Source organism: Bacillus sp. EB106-06-01-XG163 (assembly GCF_058791615.1).
In genome coordinates, this window is the sequence record NZ_JBYTDS010000004.1 from 58,669 (window position 1) to 76,843 (window position 18,175).

The window sequence follows — 18,175 nt, forward strand, 5'->3', positions numbered from 1 at the left end:
TTTCTATTCCCCCTTTTCGCTTATACAGCGGCGTACGGTGCATAATTCTTTTTCATAGGTTCCTTCCAAAGACAGCACTTCGATTGTTTTTCCCGTTTTCGGGGAGTGCAGCATTCGGCCGTCTCCCAGCGCCAAACCGACATGGTGGATCGCGCCTTTTCCTTCTTCATAGGCGAAAAACAAAAGGTCAGCCGGCAGGATATCGTTTACCGCCGCGCCGCATCCGGCTTTTGCTTGGTCCGTTGCATCACGGGGAAGGGTATAGCCGTTTGCTTTAAATATCGAATACATAAACCCGGAACAGTCAAACCCGAAACCGCTCAGTCCTCCCCATAAATACGGAAGCCCGAGAAACATCATGCCCGTTTCGATGACATCGGCCGCCCGTCCTTCCGTATGCCGGCACTCGTCTGCGTCAGCTTCATTTACGAACCTTTCTCCGAGCGGCGTCACCACCCGGAAAAAGCCTTTCTCACGTCCTGATGCCGGAAGACGCGTTAAGAAACTTACTTCCAAGTCCGGTTTGCCGTTTGTGTGATATAAAAAAGCTGTCGGTTTGGTAATCCATACGGCGGGGGAAGATGCATGAAAGCCGTCTTTTGAAAGCTGGCTTTTTTTCATCCACCCCGGATATCCGCGCACATCCTTGTTTGAAGGCTGGCCGGGAACGGCGACAAAAGCCCATTCCCCTTCCTCTTTGAGAATGATCACTTCTTCCCCGAAAAGCGCTTGCGTTTGGACAAGGTTGTCTGTGCATAATTGCAGCCGCTCTTCATATCCCATAGACGCTAACCATTTTCTGATCTGCGGCGGGTTTTCGAGCATCGGCGCATCATACGAACGGGGAGATGACGGCAGCGTCCATACGTTGGCTGCTGCCGCTGTAACGGCTGCTCTCATCTTTTCGCCCCCTCTTGTATCGACACACCGGTAATGCCGAGACCCGGTTCGTCGGGAATCGCAATCTGACTGCCGCTGTATGTGATGCCGCCTTGAATCAAATCATCTTTCAGCATAAGCGGCGCATCAAAATCAAACCTTGTCACATTCCGTTTGGCCGCGGCAAAATGAGCCGCGGCGGTGATGCCGAGCTTGGTCTCAATCATGCTGCCGACCATGCATTCCACGCCGCACGTTTCCGCCATCGCATTGATTGTTTCCGCCTGCTTTATGCCGCCCGCTTTCATCAGCTTAATATTAATTAAATCGGCGCTTCTCGTCTGCAGCACGTGAAAGGCCTGACGGGGGGTAAAGACGCTCTCATCCGCCATAATCGGCGTGTCTACGGCATCTGTGACCTGCTTCAGCCCGGCGATATCGTCTTTGTGAACAGGCTGCTCGACCAGCTCAATGCCCAGTCCGGCGTCTTCCATCTTTCGGATCGCAGTCACGGCTTCTTTCGGCGTCCAGCCTTGGTTGGCGTCCAATCTCAGTTTGACGTTTCCGCCGACACGTGATCTGATCGCCTGAATCCGGGCAACATCGTCTGATATGTCACCTATGCCGACTTTTATTTTCAAAATATGAAATCCTTTGTTCACATAACGGTCTGCATCCCCCGCCATCTCCTCAGGAGAGTTAACGCTGACGGTAAAATCTGTTTCCAGTGTATTCCGATAGCCGCCGAGAAGCCGGTAAAGCGGCTGTCCGTGCATTTGCGCCCATCCGTCATATACAGCCATATCCACCGCGGCTTTTGCGCTTTGATTTCTTTCCAACAGCCGGCTGATATCAAACAAAACGGCTTCCATGCCGGAAAGGCCCCGCCCCAAGAGAGCGGGCTTCAGCACATCGTGGACGGCGCTTTCAATACCGGCCGCACTGTCGCCTGTAATGACAACCGTCGGCGGCGCCTCCCCCCAGCCGGTCAGACCGTTGTCAAAAGTGAGCTTCACAATGACCGATTCAGCATTGTAAACCGTGCGTAAAGCGGTCTTAAACGGCTTTTTCAGCGGCACGGACATCCGTCCCGTTTGAATATCTGTAATCCTCACGCCTGATCACTCCCTTCCGGAAACCCCCGATTCAAACGTTACCCCTTTGGCCGCCGTATCCATAACCGCGCGGGCTCCGATCGGAACGGCGAAGCTCGGTGAACAATGGCCGATTTTAAAGCCTTTGAGCGCGGGCTTCCCTGATTTGACAATGTAATCGTTCAGCACTTGCTCTAAAGTAAGCGACTTTTCTTTATGCTTCGGTTCGCATTGGTGAAAATCACAGACCAGGATTCCGGCTGCGTCTGACAGTTTTCCGGCCATCTTTAATTGATTCAGCATTCTGTCGATTTGATACGGCTCCTCATCAATATCCTCGATAAACAGCAATTTGTCTTTTGTATCAATTTCAAACGGCGTGCCGAGTGTGGACGTAATGAGCGACAAGTTGCCGCCTGCAAGCTCTCCCTCGGCCCTTCCGCCTGTCAGCACCTCAAGCGGAGAAATGTCCTCCGTATAGGTAAATTCCGTTTCTGTAAAAAGCTGATGATACGACGCTTTTGTCAGGGGATCAGCATCTTCAAGCCCGACATCGGTGCTCAGCATCGGGCCGTGAAATGTGACGAGCCCCGTATTTTGATGAATGGCGGTATGTAAAAACGTGATATCACTGTATCCCCAGAAAATTTTCGGATTGCGGCGGATTAAGCCGAAATCGATGTCGGCGGCAATGCGGCCCGTGCCGAATCCTCCGCACGCGCATATCACCGCTTTGACATTCTGATCACTAAACATGTCATGGAGATCATCGAGACGCGCCCGGTCTTTTCCCGCCAAATAGCCGTGACGGGTCTTCAGCGCCCGGCCGAGTTTCACTTGAAGGCCAAGCTCATTCTCTAAAAACAGCAGCGCGGTTTGCAGCGTCCCGCTCTCAGGCGGGCTTGCGGGCGCAATCACACCGACCGTGTCGCCTTTTTGCAGTGCTTTCGGTTTATGGTTCATGACTTTTTCAATCTCCTTTCCGGATTGAAAAGTGAAACACGCCGCTCCTTTAACGGCAAAAGAGCGGCGTATGTTTCCGCTGTAAGATCAGGACTTTTCCGCCCACTTCAGATCAATGTAACCGACGGGGTGCCGGACAATGCCCTTCACGCCGCTGTTCTGCAGATGCACCTGATTGTAAAAGTAAATCGGAATGATCGGAGCCTCGTTCATGAGCAGTTTTTCCGCTTTATGCATGAGCGCAAAACGTTTTTTGGCATCGGCTTCCTGTTTTGCCTGCTTGATGCAGCCGTCGTATGCCGCGCTGCCCCAGCCGGTGCGGTTCATGGAATTATCCGTCTGGAAAGCCTCTAGAAAACTGATCGGATCTGCGTAATCCGGTAAAAATGAGCTTTGAGAGAACTGGAACTTCAGTCCTTTCTGCTCTTCTAAAAAGACGTTCCATTCCATATTGGCGAGCTTAACGTCTATACCGAGTACACTTTTGAGCTTCTGCTGAATCGCTTCCGCTATTTTCTTATGCTCCGGTTTTGTGCTGTATGTCAATGTAACGGCGGGCAGCTTGTCATAATGCTCTTCTGCCATGCCTTTTTCCAGCAGTTTTTTGGCTTCTGATTCATCCGGATTTAATAAACTGCCGCCCGCTTCGCGGAAATCTTTCCCGTCAGGCTGAGTAAATCCCGGGGATACAAAGGCATGTGCCGGCTTTTCACTGTTTTTGGTCACATAATCCGTGATTTCTTTCTGATCAATCGCTGCCGCGAACGCTTTTCTGATCTTTTCATTTTGAAACGGCTCCATTTTTACGTTAAAACGATAGAAATAGAGTCCGGCCTGATCCCACGTGCGGACATTTTTTCCTCCCATCAGCTGCTCGCTCAGCTCTGCCGGCACAAAGGCGGTATCCAAATCCCCCGACTGGAACATCTGATAGTCGGTATTCCGGTCACTGACCATCGCCCATGTGACTTTATCCAGTTTCACTGTCTTTTTATCCCAATACGTCTCGTTTTTGACCATCGTCATGCTGTCGTCATGCTTCCATTCCGTCAGTTTGAACGGCCCGTTGCCGACAAAGGTTTTTGCTTCAGTGAACCATTTCGGATCAGCCTTGGCGACCTTCTCATTAATCGGGAAATACGCCGGATTGGACACGACACTCAGAAAATAATCCTGCGGTGCCGCCAATGTGACGACAAGCGTTTTTTTATCTTTTGCCGTGACTTTCACGTCTTCTTGTTTGCCTTTTCCGCTGTTAAATTCTTCTCCGCCTTTGATCATGTAGCCGAGAAAAGCGGAAGATGCGCCCGTTTTCGGATCGAGCATCCGTTTCCAGGCGTACACGAAGTCTTCCGCCGTAACGGGATCGCCATTTGTCCATTCGGCGTTATCCCGGATATTGAAGGTATATGTCAGCTTATCAGCGGACACCTTCCAGCTTTCCGCCATGGCCGGTTCGGGCTTATTATCTTTTCCGAGCCTCGTCAATCCTTCCATGATGTTATTCAGCGGCTGCCAGGAAACATTATTAAATCCGATCGGCGGATCAAGTGAGGTCGGCTCATTTTCGTTATTGAGCCGCAGCACCGTTTCACCCCCCTGTTCTTTTGCTTTGCCGGGTTCTGTCCCCGCCTGTTCATTGGCTGTACAGCCCATCAGAGCAAACGAAACAACAGCAATCACACCGATCGCCCATCTCTTTTTCATTTCAATCCCCCTTTTTCCTCTGCTGCCGTCATCTGCTGCTTCAGCCGCTCTGCACGGTGATCCTGAAGCCAGCAGTTGACGATATGGCTTTTGGATTTCACGGTTGTTGCCGGGTATACCTTTTCACAGACGATCATCCTGTCCGGGCAGCGGGCGGCAAACGGGCAGCCCGGCGGCGGATCGAATAAATCAGGCGGCGTCCCGTCAATCGGCGACAGCTCACTATCCTCCATATCCAGCCGCGGCACTGAACGAAGCAGCCCCTTTGTGTATGGATGAGCCGGACGGTAAAAAATATCATGCCTCGTGCCGATTTCGGCGATTTTCCCCGCATACATGACGGCGACTCTGTCGGCGGTCTGAGCGACGACGCCGAGATCGTGTGTGATCAGAATAATAGACACGCCTGTTTTTCTTTGAATCTTCTTAAATAATTCAAGGATTTGTGCTTGAATCGTCACATCAAGAGCCGTTGTCGGTTCATCGGCGATCATAATTTCCGGCTCGCAGATCAGAGCCATCGCGATCACGATCCGCTGCCGCATGCCCCCGCTTAATTGGTGGGGGTACTGCTTCAGGCGGGATTTCGAGTCCGGGATACCGACCAGATCCAGCATGGCGAGAACTTCGGATTCAGCTTGTTTTCTTGTCATGGCGCGGTGTTCCAACAGCGCTTCTGAGAGCTGATTCCCTATGGTCAAAGTCGGATTGAGCGCCGTCATCGGGTCCTGAAAGATCATAGAAATATCGCGCCCCCGGATTCCCCGCATTTCCCGATCCGACATTTGGCAAAGGTCTTTCTGTTTAAATTGTATGCTTCCGGATTCAATCTTTGCCGAATGTTTCGGAAGAAGACCCATCACGGCTTGTGACGTCACGCTTTTTCCGCAGCCCGATTCACCGACGATCGCAAACGTTTCACCTTTATATAAATCGAAGCTGACGCCTCGGACGGCTTTTACAGTGCCTCCGTATGTTGAAAAAGTAACATGCAGATTTTGAACGGAAAGAACTTGCTGCGCCATTTTTCCTACCTCCTCAGTTTCGGGTCTAACGCGTCCTGCAAGCCGTCTCCAAGTACGTTAAACGCGTACATCGTCAAGGAAATGAAAAAAGCGGGGAAAAACAGCCGCCACCAATGGCCTGATAAAATCGCCGGCAGCCCGTCGTTTGCCATGACTCCCCAGCTTGCAAACGGCGCCTGAATGCCGAGTCCGAGAAAACTTAAAAATGATTCCGCAAAAATCGCCGCCGGCACCGTAAGCGTCATTTGGACAATAATGGCTCCCATCGTATTCGGCAGCAGATTTTTCTTAATGATCCGAAATGTTTTCGCTCCAAACGTTTTCGAAGCCAATACGTGTTCATCATGCTTCATCCTCAGCACCTGCCCTCTGACAATCCGCGCCATGCCGACCCATCCCGTCACGGTCAGAGCGACGATAATGGAACTGAGCCCCGGCCCCATCAGCACCATTAACAAAATGACAACGAGCAGATACGGCAATCCGTAGAGAACCTCGATGATTCTCATCATGGCGCTGTCTGTCCGGCCCCCTTTGTAGCCGGCGACGCCTCCGTAGATGACGCCGATCAAAAAGTCGATCAGCGCCGCCATCACACCGACAAATAAAGAGATCCTCGCTCCGTACCACGTTCTTGTAAACACGTCCCGGCCAAGTTCATCGGTTCCGAACCAGTGTGAAAAAGACGGCGGAAGATTCTGCTCGGCGAGCGTCTGCCTTGTCACGCTGTGCGGTGATATCAGCGGACCGAACACAGCCGATAGAAACAGGCAGCATAATATCACAAGGCCGGCCATCGCCAATTTATTCTTTTTAAGCCGCCGCCACGCATCCTGACTGTAAGACAGGCTCGGACGCTTGACCGACTCGGTTTCACCCTTTCTTTCCGCGCCCGGCTGAAACCAGTCATCGGGCACTTCTGTGTGTTTTACCGTTTCTTGCGGGAGATTCATCAGGATCACCCTTTCTTATGAAGTTTTATGCGCGGGTCTAACAGGCCGTATGCCAAATCAACCAGAAACAGCAAGACGATCAGAATCACACTGTAAAATACGGTCGTTCCCATGATGACCGGGTAATCTCGCTGATTGATGCTTTCTACGAAATATTTGCCCATTCCCGGTATGGCAAAAATCTTCTCGATGACGAAACTGCCCGTTAAAATACTTGCGGCAAGCGTCCCGAGTACTGTCACAACAGGCATAAGAGCATTTTTCAATGCGTGTTTGATCACAATTTTGACGGGAGAAAGCCCCTTTGCTTTTGCCGTGCGGATGTAATCCTGAGTCAGCACTTCGGCCATGCTTGATCTTGTCAGCCTCGCGATAATGGCCATTGGACCGACGGCAAGCGCAACAGTCGGCAGGACCATGTGAACGGGACTCGTCCAGGTAGCTGCCGGAAACCATCTCAGATGAACCGCAAATTGCTGAATCAGCAGCGTAGCCATAATAAAATTCGGAATGGAAATCCCGAGCACCGCAAGGCTCATGGCCGCATAATCGAGAAAGCCGCCGCGCCTGAGAGCGGCCATTATGCCGAGCGCGAGTCCGGAAATAACAGCGATGATGATCGCCGTTATCCCAAGCTCAAATGAGACCGGAAACCCGCGTTCAAGCATAGCGTTTACACTGTCTGACGGTTTTTTAATTGAAGGACCGAAATCAAAGGTAAGAATGGATTTTAGATAGATGGCGTATTGAGTGATAAGAGGTTCGTTCAGATGGTAGTAGGATTCGAGATTTCGCTGGACCGCTTCGTTTGTGCCCCGCTCTTCGTTAAAAGGCGAGCCGGGTATCACTTTCATCATGACAAATGTCAGAGTGGTAATGACGAGGACGGTCATAATCATGGCGATAAAACGTTTGATAAAATACCGCAGCAATGCCGTTCACCCCTTTAACAGAATGTTGTTCTCATGGCGAGTTCTGTCATGACGAGCATGGCCTGATAGGCTTCCGGCATGTCTTTTGCCTGAAATTGAACGATTGTCGTTCCCGGGATGATTTCTGTGCCCGGCATTAAATGGGCCCATTCAGCCTGTCCGTAGTTGGCAAATTCAATGCCTAATACAGGTCTTTCAGGCGGAGTCAGCGGTTTGACCTTATCTTTATTTTTGAGCGCATAGGCTGTTTTTTCCGTCAGGAGCCGTCCGGCTTTTTGAGGGGACAGGCATTTGACCGCGGTTCTTGAAATGGTTTGTTTGACGGCGGCAGTCGTCACATTCGGGATCAGCTCCTCCGCTTCTTTTGCGGCGCAATCATCTCCGGCAGCCATGATGACCGGGACATCGTAAAATCCGGCGAGATAGGCATTTAACCCCAGTTCACCGACCGGCTTATCATTTATGTAAAAGTGGCGGACGCCGAATATCATGCTGTGCGACATAACGCCCGGCATCGACGCTCTCGCATGATAGCCGATAAACATCACGCCCGAATACGATTCATCAAGCCCCTGCATCATGGAAAACGGCTTGACATCCCCCGTAATCAGCTCTGCCTCAGGGTGAAGTTTTTCCGCGAGCAGATTATTCATCTTTGAGTGGCTGTCATTCACGGTCACTTCCGTGCATCCGTTATTAAACGCTTCTGCGATGCACCAGTTTGCTTCTTCGGTCATCAGAACCCTGCCGCGCTCATAATTGTGCATGCGGGAATTGACAAATGTTTCATCAGGCAGCCCGGAAATCCCTTCCATATCCACAGATAGATACAGTTTCATGTAATGCCTCCTTTTTTACTTAAAATTTCGATATTAAATTATGAATATTCTAACAAATTATATTAAAAAAGGATGAAACATGCAATATACCATTCTGCCATTATGGGAAAAAACAAACCCTTTTCACCGGGAAAAGGGTTTGCTGATAGAAAAAGTTACATACTGTTTTTGCTTATATGATGACGCTGAAACTGTCTGACCGCACTTCTGTATTCATGATCGGGAATGACCTGATGCCTGATCGGTTCAGGAGCCTGCGGCGAAGGCTGTTCAGCCGCCTGCTTACGGACGGCATGCGGTTTATGCGCCAGCTTATGTCCCATGCCGGTCGCATTCATGACAAATGATAAACACACTAAAAGCAAGCTTAAGATGAAAGCAATAAGAAACAAATCGCTGTATGTCCCCATCAGCAGATCATGCGGTGATTGCGTGCCGCGCGCGCGCCGAAGCGTGCCGGAAGCATCTCTTTTCGTAAAATACCCTATTAAAACAGGTGCGCCCATATAAATGAAAAGCCTCAAAAACTGAACTGCCGTCATGCGTTTCACCAGTTCCGGAAGCGGTCCGCCCAACGCGGCTCCCATCAGTCCGGCTGCCACAATAAGCCCTGTCCCGGCCGCCAGCATCACGAAAAGCCCCGCAAATAGAATAAGCGGTATATGATGATCCGCCGTCATCCATTGGAAATTCACGAACACCAGTATAACAGAGCCTGTTATGCCGAGCATGCCCGGACCGACTTTATCATATGCTAATGCACTGATGACAGCGGCGATGGCCACGCCTCCCAAAAGGCTCGCATAAAGGAATATCAGTTGAGTTTGTGACATATGATATGCGGTCTGAAGCTCCCCGTGAAATGCAGAAAGACTGACCGCTATGGAAATACTGCCCGCAGCGATCATGAAAACACCCAGAATCGGCTTTGGAATCAGCATAAGTTTAATCGAAATCAGCGCATGTTCGTTTCTGTACTGCATGATCAGCAAGATCAGAAGAATGACGATGCTTCCTCCAAATCCCGCCAATGTCTGCCATGATGAAAAGCCCCATTTCGGCAGATGAATAAATGTATAGGCGGTCAGCACGGCTGATACACCCGCTAACAGAAAACCGATGCCGTCAAATGGAGATTTTTCAGCATTTTTATGAGCGTCATCCCGCAGCCACATATAACTGAAAATGAGGCCGAAAAAAGACAGCAGGCCAAAAATGCCGAACAGCCAATGCCAATGGCCGGCGCTTGCCGCCGCCGTGCCTAAAACGGTTCCCATAATGACGGACCCGTAAAATCCGCCGATCAACACAAATAATGCGTAATTCCGGCGCTCAATCGGAAACGAAAGCACCAGCATCGGGATCATAATCATCAGCATAGTGCCCGCCGCAGCTCCCTGTAAAAAACGGCCCGCGGCGAGCGGATAAATATCATTTGTCACAGCAGCAAGGAGCGCTCCGATGACACCCGCGGCCATCGAAATCATATAGACAGGCCGGGAGCCGAATCTTTTTCTTAAATACGGCCCCGCCGGCACGAATAAGGCAAATGCCATATTACCGATAATAATCGGATGAAAAGAGTCAAAGTTTTCCCCGCCGACCGTCTGCCGGACAAGGCTTTGGACAGCCGAAAGAGCGGTATTCGACATCAGCCCCGGCCCGACCGCCAATACAGCAAGCAGAGAAATGATCCAGTGATGTTTTTCTTTCATGTGACAGCTCCTTTCTGACTATTTGACAAAGTGAAAAAGCTAACAGATCTCCCCCATTAGCTTGACAGAATTTTCATATCTTTTCATGTGAAGGATTGAACATAATATCTCATTTATTATTTCAAATCCGATGGAAATTGTCAATATAAAGCGCCGCCGTCCGATTTCGTCTTTTTCACAATTTCCCACAATCTTTTCATTATTATCCCACACTTTTTGTTTAAGATGGAGTCAGTAATAATAGGCAAATCATGCTATGATGAAATAGAGAAACGGAGTGAACATGATGGATAACTATCGTGATGAAAATCGGACAGACCAAAAAGAACAGGAAGTCCTTTTAGTAAAAGAAAACCCGCAGACGGCCGGATATTCCGCGCCGGACGAGGACAAGAAAAAACGAAGCTTCGGCTGGTTCAGACCGCTTCTCGGCGGAGTGATCGGCGGAGGGCTCGCCCTCGGCATCTATACATTTACGCCGCTTGGAGACCATCAGACTCAAGATACTTCCAATCCGGCTCCCGCTCAGGAAACGTCATCGGTAACCGCCAAGCAGACATCTTCTGAATCAGACAGCGGCAAATCGGCAAACAGCTCATCGGCAAATTCAAGCAGCATTTCGAATATGGTGGAAGACATTTCACCGGCGATCGTCGGGATCACCAATCTGCAGAAGCAGCAAAGCAGTTCCGATTTATTCGGATTCGGATCAAGCTCAGATTCAAACTCAAATTCATCGGGTGATGATGCGGAAACCGGATCGGGTTCAGGCGTTATTTTTAAGAAAGCAAACGGCAAAGCGTATATCATTACGAATAACCACGTGGTCGAAGGCGCCTCTTCCCTTAAAGTGTCATTATTTGACGGCACCGATGTAACAGCTAAACTCGTCGGCAGCGACTCTCTGACAGACTTGGCCGTTTTAGAAATCAGTGATAAACACGTGACAAAAACGGCAAGCTTCGGCAGCTCATCCGCTCTCAGAACGGGTGAATCCGTCATCGCCATCGGTGATCCGCTCGGAAAAGACCTTTCCCGCACCGTCACACAAGGCATCGTGAGCGGCTTAAACAGAACCGTCTCGATCTCTACGTCAGCCGGCGAGTCGAGCATCAACGTCATCCAAACCGATGCCGCCATCAATCCCGGAAACAGCGGCGGACCGCTCTTAAATACAGACGGCAAAATCATCGGCATCAACAGCATGAAAATCAGCGAAAGTGATGTAGAAGGCATCGGCTTTGCCATCCCGAGCAACGATGTAAAACCGATCGCCGAAGAGCTTCTCACGAAAGGACAGGTGGAGCGCCCTTATATCGGCGTGAGCATGATCGACTTGGAACAAGTGCCGCAAAACTATCAGGAAGGCACACTCGGGCTTTTCGGCAAACAGCTGAATAAAGGCGTTTATATTCGAGAAGTGGCGCAGGGCTCACCTGCTGCCAAAGCCGGATTAAAAGCAGAAGACATCATTATCAGCTTAAAAGGGAAAGAAACCGGCACGGGCAGCGAACTCCGCAATATTCTCTACAAGAATACGAAAGTCGGCAGCACCGTTGACGTGAAGATTATCAGAAACGGCAAGGAAATGACGAAAAAAATGAAACTGACTCAAAAAGAAGAAACATCTTCTTAACAAAAATCCAAGGCAGCCGCCTTGGATTTTTTATATACAGCTGAAACTTCAGGCCTGGATCAGCCGTATGACTTAGTGTACAAAGGAGGATACATACACATGAAACAAACAGGACTTTTGCTGGTCGTTACAGGCCTGATCTTGCTGCAGCTGAGCATTCAGTTTCCTCAGCAAAACGCTGCTTGGGGAATGACGCTGGGTGCAAGCATTTTACTGAACCTTTCGGGAACCGGACTGATCATGCGCTCTCTGCACACGCAGACCGGCCGCAGATGAATGAAAAAAGCCGCGGGACATTCTGTCATCCCGCGGCTTTTATTTCACATAAAAGCACCCTGTCCGCTGGCCGGACAGGGTGTTTCGGTTAAGACATATGCTGGTCCCGATAAATCTTTTCGTTTTTCATGCCGTACGCTTTTTGCACGATATAGAGCGGACGGTCTTTTGCTTCGTCATAAATCCTTCCGATATATTCGCCGATCATTCCGAGCATTAATAGAACGATGCCGCTGAATAACAGCTGTATCACAATCAGAGAGGACCAGCCCGTAATGGTGCTGTTCGTAAACAGCTTCATGTATAAAACGATAAACATATAGAGAAAACCCGCTCCGGACATGATCATTCCCGCATAGCTTGCCGCCTTGAGCGGTTTATGAGAGAACGTTGTGATCCCGTCCATGGAAAGCTTCAGCATTTTTTTAAGCGGGTATTTCGTTTCCCCCGCAAGCCGCTCATCACGTTCATATTCTACAGCAGTCTGCTTAAAGCCGACCCAGCTGACGAGTCCTCTGACAAAAGGATTTTTTTCTTTTAATCTTTTCATCTCATCACAGACTTTTCTGTCCAGCAGGCGGAAATCTCCGGTGTCGAGCGGAATATCAATATCAGTCACGCTCCGCAGCAGCCGGTAAAACATAGAGGCCGTCTGTTTCTTGAAAAAGGTTTCTCCCTTTCGTTTCGTTCTGACGGCGTACACCACATCGTAGCCTTCTTTCCACTGCTCAATCATATCAAGGATTAATTCAGGAGGGTCCTGCAAATCGGCGTCAATGACGGCGATTGCATTCCCCTCTGCATAATCCATACCCGCCGTGATCGCGATCTGATGTCCGAAGTTTCTGGAAAAGTCAATAATTTTCACTCTCGGATCAATCAGACTTTGCTCTCTTAAAATCTCAATACTGCGGTCTTTGCTTCCATCATTGACAAAGATCAATTCATAATGCTCTTTTGTTTGATCCATGACTTCTTTCAGGCGCTGATAGGTTGTCTGAATGACGGGTTCCTCGTTATAAACCGGGACGACTATTGAATATTGAATATGTCTGCTCATGTTTTTTCCTCCTATTCATCAGATTGAAGTTCGTATAGTGAAGCTGATTGATTCATTCCGCCCGGCCCGCCGCTCATTCGGCTGTTTTTACCCGCGGCCTTGCTGCTTTTTGTATCAGCCGGATCACTATTTTTCGTTTTCTGATCTGTGCTTGATTGCCATTTATCTGAAGATACTTTCTTTCCGTTTTTCTCAACCCACTGCACAATATCGTTATTTCCGCCTTTGCCCATTCCGGATGTTAAGAAGTATTTTACTTTCCCTTCTTTTACGAGCTTTTTAAATTGAGTCAGCGTAATGGCCGGGTCAGACCCGCTGAATCCGCCGATCGCCATGACCGCTTTTTTCGTTTTAATAATGTAAGGCGCCGCCGTGTTGGAATCGGTTGCAGCAAATAGATAGTCCGCTCCGGCGTTGTGTTTCTCTAAATAGTTGATCAGTTTTGTATTGACAGATGCGTTATCCATTCCCATGCCTTTTCCGCTTGTTGAAGCGAGCTGAGGGCCTGTTTCAGGCAATGAGCTGTTGCCTCCGTACAGAAGCGGTGTGCTCGCCCAATAAATCGGCATGACCATCAAGACGAGAAGGGCTGCAAGTGAAACATAATAACTTAGCGGTTTTTGGCGCTGTTTGAATACGAACAGGGCGATTGCTGCCACTGCGCCGAGAACGCCTGCTCCGATGCTCCAGCCTGCGCCGATTTGATCATTGTAGTTTCTGAGGATAAACAGCTCAAATCCGGTTGTCACAAGAATAGCGGCCGGCAATAGCCAAGTTTTCCATCCCGCCTGCTTGCGGTACAGATGAACGAGGGCGACCCATCCCGCACCGACAAGTGCCGCGATCGGAGGCGCCAGCATAATGAGATAATAATGGTGGAAAAATTCCGCCACACTGAAGAATCCGGCAATCGGCACAAGCCACGCTGCCCAAAAGATCGTTTCCTTCTGTTCTGCTGATAATCGTCTTCTTTCTCTCGCCCCGGCGATCAATAAACCGGCCATGCCAAAAATCGCAAACGGCAGAAGCCAGCTGATCTGATCAGATAATTCCGTTTGGAAAAGGCGCAGCGGACCAGGGGTTCCCGTACCGAACATTCCTGAACCTGATTGCATTTTCGAGCCGGTGCCTGCACCGCTTTTTCCTCCGCCGCCATCTCCGCCGCTTGGAGGACCTCCTTGACCGCCGCTTGGCATTTTCCCGTTAGATGGAGGTGCCGTCATACTGCCGTTTTGTGGTTTGTCTCCGCTTGCTGAACTGCTGCTTGAAGACTGGCCAGGCGGTTTTTGCATTTGTGAAGAACCATCGGAAGAAGACATCTCTTTCGATGCGTTTCCGTCCGGCCCGCCCTGGCCGCCGCCGGAACTTTGCCCTGTCAGCCGCTGAATCCCGTTATATCCGAAAGCCAATTCCAATACGGAGTTTGTCTGGCTGCTTCCGACATATGGCCTTTTGCCGGCAGGAATATTATCAACAATGAGCGGCCATGACAATGAAACGGCTGCTAAAACGGCTAACGCGCTTACCAATGAGATGATTTTTTTCTTAATCGTGGTGTTTGCCGCAATCATATAGAACAGCAAGAAGGCCGGCAAAATCATATAAGCCTGAAGCATTTTTGTGTTAAAGCCTGCTCCGACGACAAAAAATGCCGCCAAAAGCCAGATCAGTCTGCCTTTTCTGATCGCTTTAAAGAGAAGCCAGGTGGCGAACAAGAGGAAAAAGACCAGTAAAGCATCGACATTGTTCGTCCGCGCGACCGCTACTGCGATCGGTGTACACGCCATGACAAATGAGGCGATGCGCGCCGCCGTTTTTCCGAACGTCGGCTTTATTAATAAGTACATGAATAGAACTGAACCTACACCCGCCAATGCCTGAGGCAGGACGACGCTCCACCCGTGCATACCGAATATCAGCGCGCTGATCGTTTGAATCTGGTATGTAACAGGCGGTTTATCTACCGTGATAAACCCGGCTGCGTCAAATGAAGCGTAAAAGAAATTATGAAAGCTTTGAAGCATACTCGTTACCGCTGCGGTGTAATAAGGATTCACCGTATCGTCATTCCAGATGTTGTACATATTCAAGAATGCGGAAGCGAGTAAAATGAGAATGAAGACTGCGTCTATCTCGCGTTTTTTCATTTTCACCTGTGTTTTCACTCCTTTTGTTTAACTTTGAACAAGTGTAACAACCAAATGTGAAAAATTTATTAATAAACAAAGACAATTATTTTGCCGTTTACAAATAGGTAAAAAGAATGACAAAACGGGTAAAAAAGCAAAAAAAAAGATGCCCCCGTCAAGCCGGGAGGCATCTGTCATGATTTCTGATTTACTGTATCGGTTTCAGCCGTGCTTCTATTTCAGAACGGCGGTGTTCGAGATAAGGCGGGAGCGCAACCGTTTTGCCTAGCTCTTCAGGTTTTTCATCAACCATAAATCCCGGACCGTCCGTTGACAATTCAAACAGAATTCCGTTCGGCTCCCGGAAGTACAGCGCTTTGAAATAATAACGCTCTACAATGCCTGAGTTGCTGAAACCTTCTTTCGTAATGATGCGGTGCCATAAAGCAAGCTCCTCTTCATTCTGAACGCGGAAGGCCACATGGTGGACGCTGCCTTTTCCAGGACGCTCGCGCGGAAGATCGTTTCTTTCAATCAGATGGACTTCCGTGCGCGCGCCTCCGTTTCCGGATTCGAGCACCGTAACCGTGCCCCGGTCTTCATGCGTTTCTTTCCCGATTTCAGTGAAGCCGAGCACATCGGTTAACACACGCAGCGTCGGTTCTGCATACGGGACGGTCAATTCAACGGGACCAAGACCGCGGAAAGAATATTCTTCCGGTATGCCGCTTTGCTTCACCGCTTCACCGATGTCTTTTCCTTTTTCGTCAGCTGTCAGCACAAGCCGCTGTCCTTCATGATCCCAAAAAGCGAGTGTCTCTCTGCCCGCTATTGTCATGATGTCGCCATGAGCGACCTGATGCTCTTCGAATCGTTTTTTCCAATATTGCAGCGCTTGTGCATCCGGGACACGCAGGCCGATTGAAGAAATACTGTTTGTTCCCGCATGAAACGGCGCAATCCGCGGAATTTCGAAAAACGTCAATTCCGATCCCGGATTGGCTGCTTCATCACCGTAAAATAAGTGATACATCGTCGGTTCATCCTGGTTTACGGACTTTTTCACAAGCTTCAATCCCAGGATGTTCCGATAAAAATCTAAATTTTTCTGCGCATCAGCCGTCAATGCTGATACATGGTGTATTCCATTAACTTTCATTATGTTATCCTCCAGTCAATTATCTCGATTTCGAGATATTTTATATATACAATTTATGTTATCCGGATCGCAAAGTCAACCCATCTGCTTCACAGACGGTCTGCAGACTGTCGCTCCCCAAATAACGAACCTTCGATATTAAAAAACCATTAATGTTCGTTTTTAAAACGGTATTTTTTCCTTCTCAAAAGCAGAAACCTTTATCTTTTAGGGAAAACAACAAAATCAGAAAATTTATTTTATTCGTGTTTCAGCAATTAGGGTTTACAATATGGAAAATAGTTTTTTCAGCATGACGATTTTACATCTGGAGGGAAAGGATATGCAGATTGAAGAGAACGGACTTAAAAAAGAGATCGGCCTTACCATCGCCCTCTCACTTGTTATCGGCACCATCATCGGTTCCGGCGTATTTATGAAACCAGGCGCCGTGCTTGCCTACTCCGGTGATGCGAAAACTGCGCTTATCGCGTGGCTGTTAGGAGGCATTTTGACGCTTGCCGGCGGCTTGACCGTTGCGGAAATCGGCACTCAGATTCCGAAAACGGGCGGACTTTATACATATCTCGAAGAAGTGTACGGCGAATTTTGGGGCTTTTTGTGCGGATGGGTTCAAATTATCATTTACGGCCCCGCCATTATCGGAGCAATCGGCTTGTATTTCGGCTCTTTGATGGCGCACTTGTTCAATTGGGATTCCGGCTGGTCTAAATTGATCGGGATTTCAGCCGTTTTGTTTTTAAGCATCATTAACATTATCGGAACGAAATATGGCGGCATCGTCCAGGGAATTACGACTGTCGGCAAATTGATTCCGATTATCTGCATGATCGTGTTCGGCCTTTGGAAAGGCGATCAGCATATTTTCACAGCCGTTACAAGCAGCATGTCGGACATGAATTTCGGCGCTGCCATACTGGCCACCTTGTTTGCTTATGACGGCTGGATTCTGCTTGCGGCACTCGGCGGCGAAATGAAAAATCCGGAAAAGCTGCTCCCGAGAGCGATGACGGGCGGACTGCTGGTCGTCACCGCCATTTATCTTTTCATTAACTTTGCGCTGCTGCACATTCTTCCTGCGACCGACATCGTCAAACTCGGTGAAAATGCGACCGGCACCGCTGCCGGAATGCTGTTTGGCGACATCGGAGGAAAATTGATCAGCGTCGGAATCATCGTCAGCATCTTCGGCTGTTTAAACGGAAAGATTCTCGCTTTTCCGCGTGTCTCATTTGCGATGGCGGAACGGAAACAGCTGCCGTTTGCCGGACAGATTTCGCGGGTGCATCCGACGTTCCGCACCCCGTGGATTGCCGTGTCATTTCAGATCGCGCTGGCCATTATTTTTATGATCGCCAGCAATCCCGATAAGCTGTCTGAAATCTCTATTTTCATGATTTATATTTTTTACGTCATGGCCTTTTTCGCCGTGTTTATCCTCAGAAAAAAAAGCGGCGGAAAACCGCGCGCCTACAGCGTGCCTTTGTATCCGATCATTCCTGTTTTGGCCATCGCGGGTTCACTGTTTGTGCTGATCAGCACGATCATTACAGATACACTGAGCTGCGTGCTGTCCCTCTTGATCGGCCTCGCCGGGCTGCCGCTTTATTTTTGGCTGAAAAACGGCAGAAAAAACTGACAAAAACGGTTCCTTTTACGGGAGCCGTTTTTTTTCTGGCAAAATCACGTGCAAAAGTTGACAGCAAATTCACATCTTTTGTTATACTTTTTAAGCAAGATGTCTGAATTCGAAGTATGTTACGTTTTTTTGGCGAAGTGGGTAACATAAGAAAAACAGGATGAGACAC

The 18,175-nt window shown here is 49.2% G+C and carries 15 protein-coding genes; 3 read left to right on the top strand and 12 right to left on the bottom strand.

The window, feature by feature from the left end; all coding sequences use genetic code 11:
• Positions 1-3: 3 nt before the first annotated feature.
• The 9 genes from AC3WTF_RS06130 to AC3WTF_RS06170 all read right to left on the bottom strand — a co-directional run bounded on the left by AC3WTF_RS06130 (position 4) and on the right by AC3WTF_RS06170 (position 10,107).
• The gene (locus tag AC3WTF_RS06130; protein WP_047935646.1) at positions 4-900 is read right to left on the bottom strand and encodes a C40 family peptidase; all 897 of its coding nucleotides are present in this window, start codon (positions 898-900) and stop codon (positions 4-6) included.
• Positions 897-1,964 carry a dipeptide epimerase gene (locus tag AC3WTF_RS06135; RefSeq protein ID WP_404977396.1) on the bottom strand — a complete coding sequence of 356 codons (1,068 nt, stop codon included), beginning with the start codon at positions 1,962-1,964 and terminating at the stop codon, positions 897-899. The genes AC3WTF_RS06130 and AC3WTF_RS06135 overlap by 4 nt, the downstream gene beginning before the upstream one ends.
• Before the next feature lie 36 nt (positions 1,965-2,000).
• Positions 2,001-2,936: a S66 peptidase family protein gene (locus AC3WTF_RS06140; protein WP_129004102.1), complete on the bottom strand. Its 936-nt coding sequence runs from the start codon at positions 2,934-2,936 to the stop codon at positions 2,001-2,003.
• 87 nt (positions 2,937-3,023) lie between these two features.
• A complete protein-coding gene (locus AC3WTF_RS06145; RefSeq protein ID WP_060675390.1) occupies positions 3,024-4,643 on the bottom strand; it encodes a peptide ABC transporter substrate-binding protein in 1,620 nt (539 codons plus the stop codon).
• Positions 4,640-5,668 carry an ABC transporter ATP-binding protein gene (locus tag AC3WTF_RS06150; RefSeq protein WP_025284619.1) on the bottom strand — a complete coding sequence of 343 codons (1,029 nt, stop codon included), beginning with the start codon at positions 5,666-5,668 and terminating at the stop codon, positions 4,640-4,642. The genes AC3WTF_RS06145 and AC3WTF_RS06150 overlap by 4 nt, the downstream gene beginning before the upstream one ends.
• 5 nt (positions 5,669-5,673) lie before the next feature.
• Positions 5,674-6,621, bottom strand: coding sequence for an ABC transporter permease (locus AC3WTF_RS06155; protein ID WP_003154782.1), 948 nt, complete (start codon positions 6,619-6,621; stop codon positions 5,674-5,676).
• Positions 6,622-6,626: 5 nt separating this feature from the next.
• Entirely contained in the window at positions 6,627-7,553 is a 927-nt protein-coding gene (locus AC3WTF_RS06160) for an ABC transporter permease (protein ID WP_007407247.1), read from the bottom strand.
• Positions 7,554-7,567: 14 nt separating this feature from the next.
• Positions 7,568-8,392: a D-aminopeptidase DppA gene (gene dppA, locus AC3WTF_RS06165; RefSeq protein ID WP_007407248.1), complete on the bottom strand. Its 825-nt coding sequence runs from the start codon at positions 8,390-8,392 to the stop codon at positions 7,568-7,570.
• 155 nt (positions 8,393-8,547) lie between these two features.
• Complete coding sequence (locus AC3WTF_RS06170; RefSeq protein ID WP_326246060.1) at positions 8,548-10,107, bottom strand: MFS transporter; 1,560 nt, start codon at positions 10,105-10,107, stop codon at positions 8,548-8,550.
• A gap of 286 nt (positions 10,108-10,393) precedes the next feature.
• Here AC3WTF_RS06170 and htrA point away from each other — a divergent pair, with 286 nt between their 5' ends.
• Positions 10,394-11,743 (top strand): serine protease HtrA, encoded by a 1,350-nt coding sequence (gene htrA / locus AC3WTF_RS06175; protein WP_251248507.1) that lies wholly within the window; start codon positions 10,394-10,396, stop codon positions 11,741-11,743.
• A 99-nt stretch (positions 11,744-11,842) separates the two neighbouring features.
• Positions 11,843-12,019, top strand: coding sequence for a hypothetical protein (locus AC3WTF_RS06180; protein WP_164463354.1), 177 nt, complete (start codon positions 11,843-11,845; stop codon positions 12,017-12,019).
• 88 nt (positions 12,020-12,107) lie between these two features.
• Here AC3WTF_RS06180 and AC3WTF_RS06185 read toward each other — a convergent pair whose 3' ends face one another.
• The 3 genes from AC3WTF_RS06185 to AC3WTF_RS06195 all read right to left on the bottom strand — a co-directional run bounded on the left by AC3WTF_RS06185 (position 12,108) and on the right by AC3WTF_RS06195 (position 16,367).
• Positions 12,108-13,079, bottom strand: a complete 972-nt coding sequence (locus AC3WTF_RS06185) for a glycosyltransferase family 2 protein (protein ID WP_007407251.1) — start codon at positions 13,077-13,079, stop codon at positions 12,108-12,110.
• Between the two features lie 11 nt (positions 13,080-13,090).
• A complete protein-coding gene (locus tag AC3WTF_RS06190) occupies positions 13,091-15,232 on the bottom strand; it encodes a glycosyltransferase family 39 protein (protein ID WP_326246062.1) in 2,142 nt (713 codons plus the stop codon).
• 184 nt (positions 15,233-15,416) lie between these two features.
• On the bottom strand, positions 15,417-16,367 hold the full coding sequence (locus tag AC3WTF_RS06195) for a ring-cleaving dioxygenase (RefSeq protein ID WP_007407253.1): 951 nt from the start codon (positions 16,365-16,367) through the stop codon (positions 15,417-15,419).
• Between the two features lie 322 nt (positions 16,368-16,689).
• Here AC3WTF_RS06195 and AC3WTF_RS06200 point away from each other — a divergent pair, with 322 nt between their 5' ends.
• Positions 16,690-18,006 (top strand): APC family permease, encoded by a 1,317-nt coding sequence (locus tag AC3WTF_RS06200; RefSeq protein WP_007407254.1) that lies wholly within the window; start codon positions 16,690-16,692, stop codon positions 18,004-18,006.
• Positions 18,007-18,175: the final 169 nt, after the last annotated feature.

Coding starts and splice junctions, on each gene's coding strand:
- AC3WTF_RS06130 (WP_047935646.1), bottom strand. CDS start 900: ATGAGAGCAGCCGTTACAGCGGCAGCAGCCAACGTATGGACGCTGCCG.
- AC3WTF_RS06135 (WP_404977396.1), bottom strand. CDS start 1,964: ATGTCCGTGCCGCTGAAAAAGCCGTTTAAGACCGCTTTACGCACGGTT.
- AC3WTF_RS06140 (WP_129004102.1), bottom strand. CDS start 2,936: ATGAACCATAAACCGAAAGCACTGCAAAAAGGCGACACGGTCGGTGTG.
- AC3WTF_RS06145 (WP_060675390.1), bottom strand. CDS start 4,643: ATGAAAAAGAGATGGGCGATCGGTGTGATTGCTGTTGTTTCGTTTGCT.
- AC3WTF_RS06150 (WP_025284619.1), bottom strand. CDS start 5,668: ATGGCGCAGCAAGTTCTTTCCGTTCAAAATCTGCATGTTACTTTTTCA.
- AC3WTF_RS06155 (WP_003154782.1), bottom strand. CDS start 6,621: ATGAATCTCCCGCAAGAAACGGTAAAACACACAGAAGTGCCCGATGAC.
- dppA (WP_007407248.1), bottom strand. CDS start 8,392: ATGAAACTGTATCTATCTGTGGATATGGAAGGGATTTCCGGGCTGCCT.
- AC3WTF_RS06170 (WP_326246060.1), bottom strand. CDS start 10,107: ATGAAAGAAAAACATCACTGGATCATTTCTCTGCTTGCTGTATTGGCG.
- htrA (WP_251248507.1), top strand. CDS start 10,394: ATGGATAACTATCGTGATGAAAATCGGACAGACCAAAAAGAACAGGAA.
- AC3WTF_RS06180 (WP_164463354.1), top strand. CDS start 11,843: ATGAAACAAACAGGACTTTTGCTGGTCGTTACAGGCCTGATCTTGCTG.
- AC3WTF_RS06185 (WP_007407251.1), bottom strand. CDS start 13,079: ATGAGCAGACATATTCAATATTCAATAGTCGTCCCGGTTTATAACGAG.
- AC3WTF_RS06195 (WP_007407253.1), bottom strand. CDS start 16,367: ATGAAAGTTAATGGAATACACCATGTATCAGCATTGACGGCTGATGCG.
- AC3WTF_RS06200 (WP_007407254.1), top strand. CDS start 16,690: ATGCAGATTGAAGAGAACGGACTTAAAAAAGAGATCGGCCTTACCATC.